Origin of the sequence: Mesorhizobium sp. ZC-5 (genome assembly GCF_025753855.1) — a bacterium.
In the GTDB taxonomy this organism is placed as follows: Bacteria; Pseudomonadota; Alphaproteobacteria; order Rhizobiales; family Rhizobiaceae; genus Neomesorhizobium.
The window spans coordinates 245282-261746 of sequence record NZ_JAOWPT010000002.1; the positions used below are offsets into that span (position 1 = coordinate 245282).

The window sequence follows — 16465 nt, forward strand, 5'->3', positions numbered from 1 at the left end:
CCCGCGAGGATTGAGCGATGATTCGTATCCTGTTCTTCCTCATCGTCGTATTCGCGCTCGGCCTTGGCTTTGCCTGGCTGGCCGACAGGCCCGGCGACCTTGAGCTGACTTTCAACGGCTACCGCTACGAGATCACGCTGATGGTCGCGGCGGTCGCGGTGACCGCCGTAGTCGCTGCGGTGATGATCGTCTGGTGGCTGACCAAGGCGATCTGGAACAGCCCCTATACGATCGCACGCTATTTCAGGGTCAGGCGGCGCGACCGCGGCTACCAGGCGCTGTCGACCGGCATGATCGCGGCCGGCGCCGGCGACGCGGCCAAGGCGAGGCTCCTCAACAAGCAGGCGGCGAAGCTGATCCGCTCCGACCAGGAGCCGCTGATCAACCTGCTCGACGCGCAGACCTCGCTGCTCGAAGGCGACCACGACGCGGCGCGGCAGAAATTCGAGGCGATGCTCGACGATCCCGAAATGCGGCTGCTCGGCCTGCGCGGGCTCTATCTCGAGGCGGAGCGGCTGGGCGATCGCGCGGCGGCGCGCCACTATGCCGGCCGTGCCGCCGAGGTCGCGCCGCAGCTCGTCTGGGCCAGCACCGCGACGCTGGAGGAAAAGACCGAACGAGGCGATTGGGATGGTGCGCTGAAGCTTCTCGACGGCCAGAAATCATCGCGGCAGATCGAACGCGACGTCGCCAACCGCCGCCGCGCAGTGCTGCTGACCGCCAAGGCGATCTCGCTGATGGACACGGATCCGGTAACCGCCAGGAATGCAGCGCTCGAGGCCAACCGGCTGCAGCCAGACCTGGTGCCGGCGGCGGTCATCGCGGCCAAGTCCCTGTTCCGCCAGAACGATGTGCGCAAGGGCGCCAAAATCCTAGAGGCCATATGGAAGATCGAGCCGCATCCGGAAATCGCCGACCTCTACGTGCATGCACGGCCGGGCGACGCGACCCACGACCGGCTGGCGCGGGCGAAGAAGCTGCAGTCGCTCAAGCAGAACAATCCGGAATCGTCGATGATCGTGGCGCGCGCCGCGCTTGATGCCGGCGAATACAAGGAAGCGCGCGCCGCGGCCGAGTCGGCGGCCCGGATGCAGCCGCGCGAGGGCGCCTACCTGCTGCTCGCCGATATCGAGGAGGCTGAAACCGGCGACCAGGGCCGGGTGCGGCAGTTCCTGTCGAAGGCGGTGCGGGCGCCGCGCGATCCGGCCTGGGTGGCCGATGGCTACGTTTCCGATCGCTGGGCGCCGATATCACCGATCACCGGCAAGCTCGACGCCTTCGAGTGGCGGGCGCCGGCGGAACGCCTGGCGCCGCTGATCGAGGATGTCGACCTCGAAGAAGACCGCTCGCCCGTGCTGATTTCGGCCATGGCGGCACATGAGGAAGCAGAAGTGATCGAGGAAGAGGCCGAACCGGCGGAAACTCCGGCTGAGAACCAGGTTGCGCCGCCGCAACCCATCGCAAGCGAGGCCCCGCCGGTCAAAACCGAACCGGCGAAGGCCGAGCCCTCGCCGCCACCGCCGCCGCGCGAACCCCGCCAACGCGCCTCCACCGTGACCTCGGAAGCGGAAGCCAGCACCTTCTTGCCGACCAGTCCGCCCGACGATCCGGGTGTCGCTCCCGAAGACGAAACGGAAGAACAGCCCCGCCGTTTCCGTTTGTTCTGAGCGGTGATCCTGCGCTAAGGATTACCGATGCCACCACCTGGAACCCCCATGCTCGACCGCATTCTCTCCTTTTTGAAAGACATTCCCGGCGCCCAGGCCGCGTCGGACCCGTCCGACGATCCGCGCGTCGCGGCAGCGGCGCTGATGATCCATGTGATGGACGCGGACGGGGTTCGCCGCAGCGCCGAGAGCACCGCCTTGCGCCATGCATTGGGCGAAAGCTACGGCGTCACCGGCGACGCACTCGATGCGCTGCTGGCTGCCGGGGAAAGGGCCGACCAGGAAGCGATCGATCTTTATGCCTTCACCAGCGTGCTGCGTCGCCATCTCGACGCGACGGCGCGGGTCGAATTCATCGGTCTCATGTGGGACGTGGTTTATTCCGACGGCGAATTGCACGAGTTGGAAGACAATACGGTGTGGCGGGTTGCCGAACTGATCGGTGTCGAGCGGCAGGACAGGATCGCGGCGCGGCAGCACGCCCGGCGCAACATGCCCGGCGCATATGGCGACGCGAACGACGAATAGGTTTCCGAAACCAGTTATGCCTGCCGCGCGCCCACGGATACTGATCGTCCTGCATCAGGAAGCCTCGAGCCCGGGGCGCGTCGGCCAACTCCTCCATGCCGACGGTTTCGATCTCGATATCAGGCGGCCACCGCTTGGCGACGCGCTGCCGGAAACGCTCGCCGGTCACGCCGGTGCGGTGGTGTTCGGTGGACCGATGAGCGCCAATGACGAAGACGAGTTCGTTCGCCGCGAAACGGACTGGCTGGCGGTGCCGCTCTCGGAAGACAAACCGTTGCTGGGCATCTGCCTCGGCGCCCAGATGCTGGTCAACCATCTCGGCGGCAAAGTCGACGGCCATCGCGAAGGCGCCGTCGAGATCGGCTGGTATCCGCTGCAGGCAACGGAAGAAGGCAGGCGGCTGCTGCACTGGCCCGAGATGGTCTATCAGTTCCACCGCGAGGGCTTTTCGCTGCCGGCCGGCGCCACTCTTCTCGCCACCTCCGAAACCTACCCCAACCAGGCCTTCCGCTATGGCAAGAACGCCTGGGGCATCCAGTTCCACGCCGAACTCACCCGCATGATGATGCAGCGCTGGGTGGTACGCGGCGCGCATCGCTTCGTGCTGCCTAATGCCCAGCCGGGCCGCGATCATCTCGGCGGCCGGATGATCTGGGACATGCACCTGAAACGCTGGCTGACCGAATTCCTCGAACTGATCTTCGCCAGGCCGCGCTAAATGCATGTCGCCCGAACGTGTCCTCGGTTTCGGGATAACGAGATACATCAAATCAAAGAATATGAAGCGCGGCCGCCAAATCCTATTCGGCGCGATGCGCTCTAAACACGGCCGTTGAGGTGGCGGATCCTGCGCAGTTGCGGAAACGCGATTGCCCAGATGCCTGCCACGGCAACAGCGCCGACACCGCCGAACACCACTGCTGGAACCGTGCCGATCAACGCGGCCATCGTGCCCGCACGGAATTCGCCCAGCTCGTTGGACGCACCGACGAACACCATGTTCACCGCATTGACGCGGCCGCGCACGCGATCCGGCGTCCACAGCTGGATGAGCGTCTCGCGCACATAGACGCTGATCATGTCGGTGGCACCCAGCATGGCGAGTGCGAAGATCGACAGCCACGGCACCGTCGAGACACCGAACACGACGGTGAAGACGCCGAACAGCGCGACGAAAGAGAACATGACGAGGCCCGCGTGATCCCGAATCGGATGTCCCGCCAGCCATACGGCAACGGCGAGCGCACCGATCCCCGGTGCCGAGCGCAGCAGGCCGAGCCCCCACGGCCCGAGTTCCAGGATGTCGCGCGCATAGACCGGCAGCAACGCCACAGCGCCGCTGAGCAGCACCGCGAACAGGTCGAGCGAGATCGCGCCGAGCACCACCTTCTCGCCCCAGATATAGCGGAAGCCGGCAAATAGCGTGTCAAGTGACGGCTTTTCGGTCTCGGTGCGCTGCTTGGGTTTCGGAATCGAGAAGACCAACATCCCCGCGCAGAACATCAGCAGCGTGGCGACGGCATAGGCGGCTTCCGGCGAAAGCCCATATAGCAATCCGCCGGCGACCGGTCCGATGATGGTCGCCATCTGCCAGGCCGAAGAATTCCAGGCGACAGCGTTGGCGAAGTCCTCTGCCGGGACCAGATTGGCAACCAGCGACGCGGAAGCCGGCGCGAAGAATGCCCGCGCGACGCCGAAAACGCCAAGCACGGCGAAGATGCCGAACGGATCGGCGAGCCCGCGCAAGGTCAATGCAAGCAGCGCAAGAGCGCACAGCGCTTCGAGCAGCGTGGCGATGCCCATGATGAGCCGCCGGCCGAAGCGGTCGGCGGCCGCGCCGGTAACCAGCACCAGGATGAGCGAGGGCGCGAACTGGATGATGCCGACCAGCCCGAGATCGAAGGGATTGCGGGTCAGATCATAGATCTGCCAGCCGACGGCGACCGAGACGATCTGGGTCGAAAAGTTCGCCAGGAAGCGCGCACCCCAGTAAAGCAGAAAGGCACGGTGGCGGAAGGCTGCATAACGCTGGTCGGCGGACGGATTTTCGGCTGTCATGCAGGAATTCTGTTTCGGTTATGCAACGGGATGGCGAGCGCCACCGCAGGATTAGCGCAGATATTGCGTGCGGGCGCGCCTTTTTTGCCTCACCCGGCGTTTCGCGAATATGAGTGCGTCTGGATGCCGGCGCGGAATTGCCTGCGCCGAACAAAAAAGACCCGGCAGATGGAGCCGGGTCTTTCAAGCGAGTGAGGAAAAAACCTCAGAAGTTGCGCTGTACGCGCAGGAAGCCGCCGAATTCGGCGTCGTCGTACTGGGTAACGACATCGTCGTCGAAATTGTCCGCGTAGACGATTTCGGGCGTGAGCGTGAGCCCTGGAACCAGCTCGTACTGGACGTTGGCGACGGCAACGAAGTCCTGGGCGTCGGTGTAGGTCACCTGGGTGTTGATCGACGCCTTTTCCGACATCTTCGCCGTGAACCCGGTCCAGACGGCCCAATCGCCGTTCCACGGCGCATAGAAGTTCAGCTCGCCGACATCGTCATCCTTGAGCCCCGCCATCACGAAAGCGGAGATCGTATCGTTGACCTTGACGTCGAGACGGGCCTTGGCAGCCCATTCTTCCCAGACGGAGTCATACCCGCCCATGACCGAGACGCCGCCCCAACCTTGCGTGAACTTCACGCCGCCTGTGACATGCGGCACGTAATCGTCGATGGTGTATTCCACGTCATAGCCTTCTTCGAGCGCGATGCCCGCTGAAAAGCCGTTGCCGCCGTGGAAGGTGTAGGAGATGGTATGGGTATTGTCGATCGGGCCGTAGCCGATCAGGTCGTCGTTCACCACGTTTCCGGCGAAGTCGGAGAAGCTGAGGAAGAACGAATCCGTCTTGCCGATCAGGAAGCCGCCGAGCTCGATATAGGCGTGTTCGAGGTCAACGCCGTTGTCGGCCGTGGTGAACGGTCCCTCGATGCCGGCCGTATCCGGATCATCGTCGGTCACGCTGGTTGTGTACTGGAAATTCACCTGGATGTAGCTGCGTAGCGTGCCAAGTTCGGTTTCGGTGCGTGCGTCGAGTCGCAGGGCGGCACGCGCCCGCTTGTAGTAGGTGTCGTTGAGGTTCAGCACACCCTCGGAGAAATCCTTCTTGTCGAGGACATCCTCGTGGCCAAGAAAGCCGGCGCCGATATCGTAGCGGAGGTAGCCGCCGACCCTGAGACAGGTCTCGGTGCCGGGCATGTAGTAGAAACCGGTGCCGTAGACGTCGCAGACGCGCACATATTCGACTGGTTCAGGTTCGGCGATGACCACCGCATCCGCGGCGCGGGCGCCGGATACAGCGAAAAGCGCGGCGGCCGATCCGAGGAAGATACTTCTGATTTTCATGACAGTGCTCCAGGCAGTCCAAATCCGGTTGGGCATGGTGTCGTTGCCACCTTCCGTAGCCGCATTTGCAGATTTGCGGCGCAAGCGTGCGCCATGTCCCACCCATACTGTCATCTAGTTATGAGTTTTTGACACTGCATGCATAAACAAGGCTCAGAGGGTCATATCCGGCGCGTGTGTTGCGTAAAAGATACGATCTGGAGGAATGAGTTTGCCGACTGTGGACCAGAGCCACCGGTGGTCGGCCATCCCAGACAGAACCCGGCCGCCCAGCCGGGTTCCAAAGAGCTTCGAGTGCTGTCAGAAATTGCGCTGGAAGCGGACGAAGCCGCCGAAATGGCCGCCGTCGAAATCGTTGGCTGTGTCGTCGTCGAAATTGTCGACATAGACGACTTCCGGTGTGATCCTGAAATCGGGCACCAGCTCGTATTCGACATTGGCCACCGCGGCGAAATTGTCGGCTCCGTCATAGGAAAACTGCGTGTTGAGCGAAGCCTTGGGGCTGACCTGCGCGGTGAACCCGCCCCACACAGCCCAATCACCCGACCAGTTGCCATAAAAATTCGGCTCCCCGCCATCGTCGTCCTTGAAGCCGGCGATGATGAAAGCGGAGATGGCTTCGGACGCCGTCACGTCGAGGCGCACCTTGCCGGCCCATTCTTCCCACACCGAATCGTAGCCGACGACAGCCGAGACGCCGCCCCAGTCCTTCGCGTATTTCACGCCTGCGGCGACATGCGGGACATAGTCGTCGATGGTGAATTCGACGTCGGCGCCTTCTTCAAGCGCGATGCCGGCAGAAAAGCCGTTACCCGCATCGAATTTGTACTGGATCGTGTGCGTGTCGAACGGTCCGTACGGGATCAGGTCGTCACTGATCACCGCGCCGACATAATCGTTGAAGGTCGAGAAGAAGGAATCCGTCTTGCCGATCAGGAAGCCGCCGAGTTCGATATAGGCGTGCTCCATCTCAAGCGAGTTCTCGGTGCTGGTGAAGGGCCCTTCGATCCCGGGGGTCGTGTCGTCGTCTTCGGAAGCGACGGAATCGTACTGGAAATTGATCTGGAAATAGGCGCGCAAGGTGCCGAGTTCGGTTTCCGTCCTCGCATCGAGCTCAAGGGCTGCGCGGGCGCGCTTGTAGTATGTGTCGTTGAGATTCTGGATGACACCGCCGCTCTCGGCAAAATCCTTCTTGTCGATGACGTCTTCATAGCCGAGGTAGCCAACGCCGATATCGTAGCGGACGTACCCGCTGACCTTCAGGCAGGTTTCGGTGCCGGGCATATAGTAGAAGCCGGTGCCGTAGACATCGCAGACGCGCACATATTCGACCGGCTCCGGTTCGGCAACGACCACCGCGTCAGCGGCGCGCACGCCGGAAACCGCCAAAAACGACGCGGCCGATCCAAGAAAAAGGCTTCTGATATTCATCTTTTCGATCTCCAGCCAAAGTATAAGCCGGTCCGGGTACTTTGCTGAGACAGCTCCCCTGCCCGATTGCGAAGCAGTTGCGTCGCGATTCAAAGCTTACGCTTCGCCATTCGGCGCGCAACGGCAACCGCCTTCACGAGGATCGCGATTGCTTCGCCGCCACACCTATCCGTGCGCGCTGTGATGAAAATGACACTCTTTGTCGTCTTGCGGCAGAACCCCCGCCGCCGTAATGCGCGTCACACTACTTGATTGCTGGAAATTTATTGTTGCCTAGGACCGCAGCCCTTGCGGTCAAGTCACAAGCTGCTGATCGGCGGCGGCGCTCGATTGACTCTTTAGCGAAAGCGCGTAAAAGCCCGTCCTGACGACGGAGCACTCCATGCGCGGCCTGTTGATGGCGCTTTTTGCAATCGATTTTCCCGGCCACGACGCCGGGCATCGGCGCGCGTCTCTCCGTTCCAGCAAAACCACGGCCAAAACGACCACCAAAACGGTCTGATCTCCCTTGGCCTAACCACCCTCTCCCGGGTCCGGCCCGGGGGCGAGACCCGCAACGGCCAGCGGGTTTTCTCCAAGCAGCCAGGCGGAGAGGGACAGGAGATTTTTTATGGGTTTCAAGGTTGCAGTCGTCGGCGCCACGGGAAATGTGGGCCGGGAAATGCTGAATATTCTCGAAGAACGCGGCTTTCCGATCGATGAGATCGTGGCGCTCGCCTCGCGCCGCAGCCAGGGCACCGAAGTGTCTTATGGCGACCGTACGCTGAAGGTGAAGGCGCTCGACACCTACGATTTTTCCGATACCGACATCTGCATCATGTCGGCCGGCGGCAACGTGTCGAAGGAATGGTCGCCGAAGATCGGCAAGCAGGGCTGCGTCGTCATCGATAACTCGTCCGCCTTCCGCTACGACCAGGACGTGCCGCTGATCGTGCCGGAAGTGAATCCGGATGCGATCTCGCTGTTCACCCGCAAGAACATCATCGCCAACCCGAACTGCTCGACCGCGCAGCTTGTCGTGGCCTTGAAGCCGCTGCATGACGCCGCCACGATCAAGCGCATCGTCGTCGCCACCTACCAGTCGGTTTCCGGCGCAGGCAAGGACGGCATGGACGAGCTGTTCACGCAGACGCGGGCGGTGTTCGTGGCGGATTCGGTGGAGAACAAGAAGTTCACCAAGCGCATCGCCTTCAACGTCATCCCGCATATCGACGTGTTCCTCGACGACGGCTTCACCAAGGAAGAGTGGAAGATGGTCGCCGAGACGAAGAAGATGCTCGATCCGAAGATCAAGCTGACCGCCACCTGCGTGCGGGTGCCGGTGTTCATCGGTCATTCCGAAGCCGTCAACATCGAGTTCGAGAAGCCGATCACCGCCGACGAGGCGCGCGATATCCTGCGCGAGGCGCCGGGCTGCCAGGTACTTGATAAGCGCGAGGACGGCGGCTACATCACGCCGCTCGAATCGGCGGGCGAGGATGCCACCTTCATCTCGCGCATCCGCGAGGACTCGACCATCGAGAACGGCCTGTCGATGTGGATCGTCTCCGACAATCTGCGCAAAGGCGCCGCGCTCAATGCCGTGCAGATCGCCGAGCTGCTGGTCGAGCGCGGCCTGATCCAGCCGAAGAAAAAAGCCGCCTGAAGCGGCGTGGCTCCCCTCTTGCGGGGAGGGTAAGGGCGAGGGGCAGTTTTTCAAGACAAGCTCCATCCTCGCCACGCCCCGATTTTTTTCGCTGGTGTGACCTCGATCATCCCCACGCGTGCCTTCGGCACGACCTCCCGCTCGAGGGGGAGGTGAAAGCCTGCGCGCGTCATGACGTGTCGAAGCGCGCCAGAGCCGCGCGGGCGAGCGCGTGGGTCTCGGACAAAAGGTGGTGCTCCTCGCGCAGCACTTTTTTCGGCGCCCTGCGCGGCAGCGAACCCGGCGGAATTCCGGGCCGGAGCGGCGACAGGGCTCTGGCTTTGCCCGCCGCGCGGGCGGCCATGCGCCGGAGCCGCCAGCGTGCCAAACGGCGGGCCTGTGCCGGCAAATCGTCGAGCGCCAGCGCCAGCGCGGCGATGCGGCGCAGGATGCCGGCGGCGTCGAGCTGATCGTCACCGGGCAAGGCCGGCGCCGGACCTTTCCAGCCCGCGCCGTGCGGTCTTCCCGAAAAGAACCACTCGTAGCGCTTGTCGCGGTCGGCCAGTGCGAAAAGCGGCGGACGTGCATCGGAAGTTTTGCCGTCGCCGGACGGAGCGGCTATGGAACTACCCCCACCCCTAACCCCTCCCCTCAAGGGGGAGGGGGACCGGGTCGGCGCCGGCAGTGTCGCCGGGCGTTCGGGGGCCCGCGGCTCCGGGATGGGAAGGCCGCTCGCCAGAACGACGATCAGGCGGCGCGTCGCGGCCTCGACCGGCCGGATCAGCAAGAGCAGCCTGCGGCAGATCCGGCGCGACAGCGTCCAGGCCTCGCGGCTTGCCTCAAAAGCGTGCCGGGCGCGCTCGCTGTCGGACAGCGCGGAGCCGGTGTCGTCGGCAAGCCCGGCATAAACGAAGAGGATGGCGAGCAGGCGCAGCAGCGTCGCGTGATGACGCTTCGTCTCCCTGTCCTGCCGATCCTGCCTTTCCACCACGCCTCGCCTCGAAAATGAGAATAGGCAAAAGGATAAAGCGGGGCCGGAGGGGCGTGGAAAAAGACGAAGGCCGAAATTTTCGAGAATCGCACAAACCATTGAAATCACAGGAAAGAATCTTCAGCGGAGGCTGAAATGGACCTGAAACGGGAAATCTGTTCACGCCCTTGCGGCGGTTTCTCCATGCTGAAGCCCCCACCCGGCGGCCTTTGGCCGCCGACCTCCCCTCAAAGGGGAGGTGAACATCGCTACCGGCGAAATTCGTAAAAGCGGCCGCTCCTGTCGCGAAAGGCCAAGAATACATGATCGCCAGACGCGGTATGATGCCGCCTCCGACACAGGATGCGAGCTGCCCCGATGATCGTTCGTCCCCGCCCCAGCTTCTGGAAGCTCTTCTTCGTCATGCGCGGCTCGGTGGTGCCGCGCATCCTGCCGCAGATTTTTGGGTTCGCGCTTTATGGTGCAGTCGTCGTTGCCCTGGTGAAGGCACTGGAGCTCGATCTCGGCAATGCCGGCGTGGCGCCGTTCGCACTGCTTGGCGTGGCGCTGTCGGTCTATCTCGGTTTCCGCAACAACGCCGCCTATGACCGTTGGTGGGAAGCGCGAAAACTGTGGGGCCAGCTGGTGTTCGAAATCCGCAATCTTTCGCGCGCCGCGTCGGCGCTGATCGCAGACCGCGACGAGCTTCGCCCATTGCTGATGGACTCGCTCGCCTTCTGCCATTTCCTGCGCGGCGAATTGCGCAAGGTCGACGCGCGGGAGCAGGCGCGCGGCTTCGTCGGCGATGCCGCGGAGGCGATTTTCGCCGCGTCGAACCAACCGGACGCCGCCATGCGCCGGATGGGCCAGCGGATCGGCGCGCTGAAACGGCGCGGAACGCTGGAGCCGATGGATTTCCGCATCCTCGACGAGCGTCTTTCGGCCCTCTCGGCCATGCAGGCCGGCTGCGAGCGGATCATGGGCACTCCGCTGCCTTTTGCCTACACGCTGCTCCTGCAGCGCACCGCCTACATCTTCTGCCTGCTTTTGCCGTTCGGCCTGGCTTTCTCCGCCGGCTGGGCGACGCCGCTGTTCACCGCGCTGATCGCTTATACGTTCTTCGGCCTCGATGCGCTCTCGGAGGAACTGGAGGATCCGTTCGGCACTCAAGCCAACGACCTGGCACTGGACGGGCTGTGCCGGGTCTGCGAGATTTCGGTGTTCGAGGCGCTGGGCGAAACACCACCGCCGCCGATCGCGGCGGAAAGGTTTTACTACTCCTGACGCCGGTTCGGCGCGGGCAGGAGAACGGGAGGAGCAACCCGTGGCGATTTCCCTTTCACGGCGCCAGTTCACCGCCGGGCTGTTCGGACTGGGCGGTGCCGCCTTGGCCAGCCCGGCAAGACTTAAGGCGCAACAAGGCGCAGCCAGGCCGGCGATCGATGCCACGTTCTTGTTCAGCAACGACATTCATACCTGCCGGATGGGCGATGGCCTGTCGCCGAACTGCCAGGAGGAAGGCAAGACGGACGCGAACCTGTTGCGCCATATTGCTGCACTGAACGGGATCAGCGAACAAAGGTGGCCGGCGGATATCGGCGGTGTGGCCAGCGGGCTGGCTGGAGCAGGCCAAAAAGTAGACATACCACTCGGCCTGGTGATCGGCGGCGACATGACCGACGACGGCGGCGGGCAGGTGGCGGAGCCCGGCGAAGGAACGCAACTGCAGCAATTCAGCCAGCGCTACCAGCAAGGCGCCGGCCCCGACAGCGTGCATTTTCCGGTCTACACCGGGCTCGGCAACCACGACCTCGACCAGGACGGCCATCCGCCGCGCGTCGACTGGTACCGCCGCGAACTGCGCGACTATGTCGAGATCAATCACCGGCCGAGCGTGTTCTTCAAGCCGCTGGTGCCAGCGGCGAACTACGATGTCGGGTCCGACTGCTATTCCTGGGACTGGGGAGGACTGCATCTCGTCCAGACACATCGTTTCGCAGGCGATACGACCAAGGGCGCACCAAGCGGATTGCCCTGGCTGAAGCAGGATCTGGCCGACCATGCCGGCGGCAGGCCGGTGGTGATCTTCCAGCATTACGGCTGGGATTCGTTCTCCATCGAGCGCTGGGACCCAGCAGCAAAAACCTTCGACGACGACGGCAGCGGAACGCCGCACTGGTGGAGCGACGAGCAGCGGCTGGCAATGGTGGATGTACTCGCCGGCCACAACGTCATCGGTATCTTTCACGGGCACGAGCACGACAGCGCGCTGGTCTACAATCGCGACGGGCTGGACCTGTTCAAGCCGAAAGCCGCCTATCTCGGCGGCTTCGCGCTGGTGCATGTGACCGATACGGCCATGGATGTTGCGCTGGGCGAAGCGGTGGACGCGGCGGGCACCGTGCGGTTCACTCATGCGTTCAGCAAGCCGGTCGGCCGGGCGAAAAAATAAGCGGCGGGTTGCGCGACCGCGGCCGGTTGCCGAAGATGCCAGCCTGCAAGGCAAGGAGAACGGTATGATCTCGATCGGAAAAGCAGCGCTGGTGCTGGCGATCCTCTGGCTGGGTTTCGCGCCGGCCGCGCAGGCGGTGGAAATACCGATCCCGACGCAGGCCGAATGGGCGGACGCCAAGAAGTCGGTGAAGCTCGCCAACGGCATCTCGCTCGCCTATGTCGAGATGGGCAATTCGGAGGGACCGCCGACCCTGCTGATCCACGGCTATACCGACAACAGCCGCTCGTGGTCTCTGGTGGCGCCGAATCTCAAGAAGCGCCGGCTGCTGGCGATCGACCTGCGCGGCCATGGCAAGTCCGATGCTCCGGACTGCTGCTATGCCTATACCGACTTCGCCAATGACGCGTCGCTGTTCCTCGACGCGATGGGCATCGCCAAGGCCGACGTGATCGGCCATTCGCTGGGTTCGCTGGCGGCGCAACTGCTGGCCGCGCAGCACCCGGACAAGGTGAGAAGCCTGGTGCTGGTCAGCTCGACCACGGCGGTCGGCGGCGGGCCGGGCACATGGCTGTGGGACAACGTCACGAAGCTCAAGGCGCCGATCGATCCGGAAAGCCAGTTCATGAAGGACTGGTACGCCAATCCGAACCCGGTCGACGGGGACTTCCTGACCCGCGAGCGCACCGAAAGTGCTGCCGTGCCGATCCATGTCTGGCTCGGCGTCCTGTGGGGCACGCTGGTCGGAGATCTGACGCCAACGACGCCGCTGGTCAAGGCACCGATCCTGGTCCTGTGGGGCGAAAAGGACGGGCTGTTCGACCTCACCCATCAGGAGAAGCTGGAAAAGGCCTATCCCGACGCGGTGTTCCAGGTGTTTGCCGGAGCCGGCCACAACATGTTCTGGGAATTTCCCGACAAGGCGGCGAGCCTGATCGACGAGTTCCTGGACCTCGATCTCGACCCGCCACCGGCCGGCGATGACGGCTCCGGTGCTGAAGATGGCACCACCGGCGATCCGGCTCCAGCGCAGCCTTGAATCTTATAGCATATGCCCCCTCCACCATGCTTCGTATGGTTCCCCTCTCCGGCTTCGCAGGGGGCGAGCCGGTCAAAAAACGGCGGGCCGAAGCCCGCCGTGGCAAATGAGATTAGCCGGCTAATCGGCTTACGAAGCTGCGGCTTCTTCGGCCGGAGCCTCGGCTTCCACAGGTGCGGCAGACGCGGCGGCGATGGCGGCAGCGGCGTCTTCCTGCGCCTTCTTGATGGTGGCGGCGCGTTCCTGGGCCTTCTTGCCCGGCTCGGCCTTCTTCATGTTGGAGCGGGCCTCGCGCTTGGCGATACCGGCCTCGTCGAGGAAACGCAGCACGCGGTCGGTCGGCTGCGCGCCATGCGACAGCCAATGCTTGATGCGGTCGGCGTCGAGCTTCACGCGCTCCTCGCCCTTGGGCAGCAGCGGGTTCCACGAGCCGATCTGCTCGATGAAACGGCCGTCGCGCGGCGAACGGACGTCGGCGACGACGACGTGGTAATAAGGACGCTTCTTGGAGCCCGCACGGGCCAGACGAATTTTCAGTGACATTTTCTTTCTCCTAAAGGCAGTTCGGTTCGATCTTCGTTGAGTTGAGGCATTCTTCTATTCGCCGCGGCTGGCGGCCGAATTCTTCAGGTCGACGCCATTGGCGGCGATCTGCTCATGGTGGCGGATGACTTCCTTGATGACGAAATTCAGGAATTTCTCCGCGAAATCGGGATCGAGATGCGCGTCCTTCGCCAACTGCCGCAGGCGGGCGATCTGCTGGCCCTCGCGCGACGGATCGGCAGGCGGCAGGCCGTGCGTCGCCTTGAGCACGCCGACCGCCTTGGTGCAGCGGAAGCGCTCGGCGAGCATATGGACGAGCGCGGCGTCGATGTTGTCGATCGAGGCGCGGTATTCGGCGAGCTGGGCCTGCGGGCTGGATGCATCGTTCATGGGCGTTCTCACTTCTTCTTCGGCAGTCCGGGCAGACCGCCGCCACCAAGGCCCGGGAGCCGCATGCCACCGGGGAGGCCCGGTAGACCGCCACCGCCGGGAAGACCGGGCAGGCCCTTCGGCAAGCCGCCGCCGAGCCCGGATGCCTGCGCCTGCTTCTGCAGCGCTTCGAGCTGCTTCGGGTCCATCTTCGAGAGGTCGGGCATGCCGCCCATGCCGGGCATCATGCCGCCGAGGCCCATCTTCTGGGCAAGGCCGCCCATCATGCCACGCATGAGGCCACCGCCCTTGCCCTTGCCGCCCATCGCCTTCATCATGTCGGCCATCTGGCGGTGCATCTTCAAAAGCTTGTTGATGTCGGCGGCGTCGGTGCCGGAGCCGGCGGCGATGCGCTTCTTGCGGCTGTGCTTTAGTACATCAGGATTGGCGCGCTCGGCCTTGGTCATCGACGAGATGATGGCAAGCTGGCGGCCGAACATCTTGTCGTCGAGGCCGGCGGCGGCCATCTGGTCCTTCATCTTGCCCATGCCGGGCATCATGCCCATGATGCCGCCCATGCCGCCCATCTTCTGCATCTGCTGCAGCTGGCCGGCGAGGTCGTTCAGGTCGAACTTGCCCGACTGCATCTTCCTGGCCATCGCCGCGGCCTGTTCCGCGTCGATGTTTTCGGAAGCCTTTTCGACCAGCGAGACGATGTCGCCCATGCCGAGGATGCGGTCGGCGATGCGCTTGGGATGGAACTCCTCCAGCGCATCCATCTTCTCGCCAGTGCCGATGATCTTGACCGGTTTGCCGGTAACGGCGCGCATCGAAAGGGCAGCACCGCCGCGGCCGTCGCCGTCCATGCGGGTCAGCACGAGGCCGGTTATGCCGACGCGCTCGTCGAAGCTTTTGGCCAGATTGACCGCGTCCTGGCCGGTCAGCGAATCGGCGACCAACAGAATCTCGTGCGGACTGGAAACCCGCTTGATCTCGGCCATCTCGGCCATCAGCGGCTCGTCGATATGGGTGCGGCCAGCGGTGTCGAGGATGACGACATCGTGACCGCCGAGCTTCGCCGCCTGCACGGCGCGGCGGGCGATCTCGACCGGCGTCTGGCCGGCGACGATCGGCAGCGTGGCGACCTTGACCTGCTCGCCGAGTTGGCGGAGCTGCTCCTGCGCAGCGGGGCGCCGCGTATCGAGCGACGCCATCAGGATCTTCTTGTTCTGACGGTCTGTCAGTCGCTTGGCGATCTTGGCCGACGTCGTCGTCTTGCCCGAGCCCTGCAGGCCAACCATCATGACGACGACCGGCGCCGGCGCATTGAGGTCGATCGCAGCGCCCTCGCTGCCGAGCATCTCGACCAGCTCGTCGTGGACGATCTTGACGACCATCTGGCCGGGCTTGATCGATTTAAGCACCGCAGCGCCGACCGCCTTGGCGCGCACCTTGTCGGTAAAGGAACGCACGACCTCGAGCGCCACGTCGGCTTCGAGCAGCGCGCGGCGAACTTCGCGCATCGCCGCCGCGACGTCGGCTTCCGACAGCGCGCCACGGCCGGTCAGGCCGTTCAATATGGAGCCTAGGCGTTCCTGTAAGCTCTCGAACATTTCTTTCCCTTTTCTCTCAAGCCATTCGACCCGAGAGGTAATGCGTTCGCGCCGGGTGTCCAAGCAAATGCCAAAACCAAAAAGCACCCGGGGGCGCATCGCGCTGCCGGGTGTTGGCCTCCGGGATCGATTTATACCACTAAGGGTCCCGGTCGGCTGCTCGGAGTTGACACTCGTCGCTGAATTCGGCGCGTGTAGACAGGAAAAGGCTGGAAGAGTCAAGCACGGAGCCCTAATCGGACCCTAACCGTCGGTACGACGGCCTCCGTGCCATATTTTGCCGCCGGCGCTCGCGCGGCACAGATCCTTGGTTGCAAGAAGGAAAATCTTGTGTTGTAATTACACAATCATGTCCGCCACCAAGACGATCGACGACCTGCCCAACCACCTGACGCTGATCGGGACGACTTGTCTCGTGCGGGCGGCGCGACGCACTGCCAATGTGGTGACGCGGGCCTACAACCACCATCTCGCCCCGACCGGACTTGAGGTCACCCAGTTCAGCATCCTGTGCACCATTGCGATGGAAAGGGCGAAATCGGCTTCGGAACTTGCCGACATGATCGGTGTGGAGCGGTCGACGCTGGCGCGCAACCTCGACCGGCTGATCGCCGTCGGACTGGTCGTAGCGGAAAAGGGCGACGGGCGGCGGCTGATCCACCGGCTGACCGACAAGGGCGTCGACATGATCGCCGAGGCGCTGCCGCTGTGGCGCAAGGCGCAGGACGATTTTGTGGGGCGGCTGCCGGAAGCGACGGACGGCGCGATCCGCGAGGATTTCAGGCTGCTGCGCCGCGCCGCGAAAGGCATCCTCACCGAAGCTTCCTGAACCGATCAGATG

General features: G+C 63.7%; 15 protein-coding genes. 8 read left to right on the forward strand and 7 right to left on the reverse strand.

The window, feature by feature from the left end; genetic code table 11:
- Positions 1-17: 17 nt before the first annotated feature.
- From OHD58_RS04340 to OHD58_RS04350, 3 genes are read left to right on the forward strand one after another with little or no spacing between them, the layout of a single operon-like run.
- A complete protein-coding gene (locus tag OHD58_RS04340) occupies positions 18-1667 on the forward strand; it encodes a heme biosynthesis protein HemY (RefSeq protein ID WP_263801836.1) in 1650 nt (549 codons plus the stop codon).
- A 48-nt stretch (positions 1668-1715) separates the two neighbouring features.
- Entirely contained in the window at positions 1716-2195 is a 480-nt protein-coding gene (locus OHD58_RS04345) for a TerB family tellurite resistance protein (protein WP_263801837.1), read from the forward strand.
- 16 nt (positions 2196-2211) lie between these two features.
- Complete coding sequence (locus OHD58_RS04350; protein ID WP_263801838.1) at positions 2212-2913, forward strand: glutamine amidotransferase; 702 nt, start codon at positions 2212-2214, stop codon at positions 2911-2913.
- A 101-nt stretch (positions 2914-3014) separates the two neighbouring features.
- Here the strand turns inward: OHD58_RS04350 and OHD58_RS04355 are convergent, their stop codons facing one another.
- The 3 genes from OHD58_RS04355 to OHD58_RS04365 all read right to left on the reverse strand — a co-directional run bounded on the left by OHD58_RS04355 (position 3015) and on the right by OHD58_RS04365 (position 7014).
- The gene (locus OHD58_RS04355; protein ID WP_263801839.1) at positions 3015-4253 is read right to left on the reverse strand and encodes an MFS transporter; all 1239 of its coding nucleotides are present in this window, start codon (positions 4251-4253) and stop codon (positions 3015-3017) included.
- Positions 4254-4458: 205 nt separating this feature from the next.
- Positions 4459-5583, reverse strand: coding sequence for a porin (locus OHD58_RS04360; RefSeq protein ID WP_263801840.1), 1125 nt, complete (start codon positions 5581-5583; stop codon positions 4459-4461).
- A 300-nt stretch (positions 5584-5883) separates the two neighbouring features.
- Positions 5884-7014, reverse strand: a complete 1131-nt coding sequence (locus OHD58_RS04365) for a porin (protein ID WP_263801841.1) — start codon at positions 7012-7014, stop codon at positions 5884-5886.
- Between the two features lie 610 nt (positions 7015-7624).
- Here OHD58_RS04365 and OHD58_RS04370 point away from each other — a divergent pair.
- Complete coding sequence (locus OHD58_RS04370) at positions 7625-8659, forward strand: aspartate-semialdehyde dehydrogenase (RefSeq protein WP_263801842.1); 1035 nt, start codon at positions 7625-7627, stop codon at positions 8657-8659.
- 169 nt (positions 8660-8828) lie between these two features.
- On the opposite strand, the gene OHD58_RS04375 is transcribed toward OHD58_RS04370, so the two are convergent.
- On the reverse strand, positions 8829-9626 hold the full coding sequence (locus OHD58_RS04375) for a hypothetical protein (protein WP_263801843.1): 798 nt from the start codon (positions 9624-9626) through the stop codon (positions 8829-8831).
- Between the two features lie 360 nt (positions 9627-9986).
- On the opposite strand from OHD58_RS04375, the gene OHD58_RS04380 reads away from it, so the two are divergent.
- The 3 genes from OHD58_RS04380 (at position 9987) to OHD58_RS04390 (ending at position 13099) form a co-directional block, all read left to right on the forward strand.
- Positions 9987-10892 (forward strand): bestrophin family protein, encoded by a 906-nt coding sequence (locus tag OHD58_RS04380; protein WP_263801844.1) that lies wholly within the window; start codon positions 9987-9989, stop codon positions 10890-10892.
- 40 nt (positions 10893-10932) lie between these two features.
- Positions 10933-12060 carry a metallophosphoesterase gene (locus OHD58_RS04385; protein ID WP_412177158.1) on the forward strand — a complete coding sequence of 376 codons (1128 nt, stop codon included), beginning with the start codon at positions 10933-10935 and terminating at the stop codon, positions 12058-12060.
- Positions 12061-12124: 64 nt separating this feature from the next.
- On the forward strand, positions 12125-13099 hold the full coding sequence (locus OHD58_RS04390) for an alpha/beta fold hydrolase (RefSeq protein WP_263801845.1): 975 nt from the start codon (positions 12125-12127) through the stop codon (positions 13097-13099).
- A 129-nt stretch (positions 13100-13228) separates the two neighbouring features.
- Here the strand turns inward: OHD58_RS04390 and rpsP are convergent, their stop codons facing one another.
- Genes rpsP through ffh form a run of 3 tightly spaced genes read right to left on the reverse strand, consistent with a single transcriptional unit; the run spans position 13229 to position 15624 of the window.
- Positions 13229-13642 (reverse strand): 30S ribosomal protein S16, encoded by a 414-nt coding sequence (rpsP, locus tag OHD58_RS04395; protein WP_263801846.1) that lies wholly within the window; start codon positions 13640-13642, stop codon positions 13229-13231.
- 54 nt (positions 13643-13696) lie between these two features.
- Positions 13697-14032 carry a chorismate mutase gene (locus OHD58_RS04400; protein ID WP_263801847.1) on the reverse strand — a complete coding sequence of 112 codons (336 nt, stop codon included), beginning with the start codon at positions 14030-14032 and terminating at the stop codon, positions 13697-13699.
- An 8-nt stretch (positions 14033-14040) separates the two neighbouring features.
- Positions 14041-15624 (reverse strand): signal recognition particle protein, encoded by a 1584-nt coding sequence (gene ffh, locus OHD58_RS04405; RefSeq protein ID WP_263801848.1) that lies wholly within the window; start codon positions 15622-15624, stop codon positions 14041-14043.
- A gap of 349 nt (positions 15625-15973) precedes the next feature.
- Here ffh and OHD58_RS04410 point away from each other — a divergent pair, with 349 nt between their 5' ends.
- Complete coding sequence (locus tag OHD58_RS04410) at positions 15974-16453, forward strand: MarR family winged helix-turn-helix transcriptional regulator (RefSeq protein ID WP_263801849.1); 480 nt, start codon at positions 15974-15976, stop codon at positions 16451-16453.
- Positions 16454-16465 lie beyond the last annotated feature (12 nt).

What these genes read in the sequence shown, in the direction of transcription:
- OHD58_RS04340 (WP_263801836.1), top strand. Translation starts at nt 18, where the DNA reads ATGATTCGTATCCTGTTCTTCCTCATCGTCGTATTCGCGCTCGGCCTT.
- OHD58_RS04345 (WP_263801837.1), top strand. Translation starts at nt 1,716, where the DNA reads ATGCTCGACCGCATTCTCTCCTTTTTGAAAGACATTCCCGGCGCCCAG.
- OHD58_RS04350 (WP_263801838.1), top strand. Translation starts at nt 2,212, where the DNA reads ATGCCTGCCGCGCGCCCACGGATACTGATCGTCCTGCATCAGGAAGCC.
- OHD58_RS04355 (WP_263801839.1), bottom strand. Translation starts at nt 4,253, where the DNA reads ATGACAGCCGAAAATCCGTCCGCCGACCAGCGTTATGCAGCCTTCCGC.
- OHD58_RS04360 (WP_263801840.1), bottom strand. Translation starts at nt 5,583, where the DNA reads ATGAAAATCAGAAGTATCTTCCTCGGATCGGCCGCCGCGCTTTTCGCT.
- OHD58_RS04365 (WP_263801841.1), bottom strand. Translation starts at nt 7,014, where the DNA reads ATGAATATCAGAAGCCTTTTTCTTGGATCGGCCGCGTCGTTTTTGGCG.
- OHD58_RS04370 (WP_263801842.1), top strand. Translation starts at nt 7,625, where the DNA reads ATGGGTTTCAAGGTTGCAGTCGTCGGCGCCACGGGAAATGTGGGCCGG.
- OHD58_RS04380 (WP_263801844.1), top strand. Translation starts at nt 9,987, where the DNA reads ATGATCGTTCGTCCCCGCCCCAGCTTCTGGAAGCTCTTCTTCGTCATG.
- OHD58_RS04390 (WP_263801845.1), top strand. Translation starts at nt 12,125, where the DNA reads ATGATCTCGATCGGAAAAGCAGCGCTGGTGCTGGCGATCCTCTGGCTG.
- rpsP (WP_263801846.1), bottom strand. Translation starts at nt 13,642, where the DNA reads ATGTCACTGAAAATTCGTCTGGCCCGTGCGGGCTCCAAGAAGCGTCCT.
- OHD58_RS04400 (WP_263801847.1), bottom strand. Translation starts at nt 14,032, where the DNA reads ATGAACGATGCATCCAGCCCGCAGGCCCAGCTCGCCGAATACCGCGCC.
- ffh (WP_263801848.1), bottom strand. Translation starts at nt 15,624, where the DNA reads ATGTTCGAGAGCTTACAGGAACGCCTAGGCTCCATATTGAACGGCCTG.
- OHD58_RS04410 (WP_263801849.1), top strand. Translation starts at nt 15,974, where the DNA reads ATGTCCGCCACCAAGACGATCGACGACCTGCCCAACCACCTGACGCTG.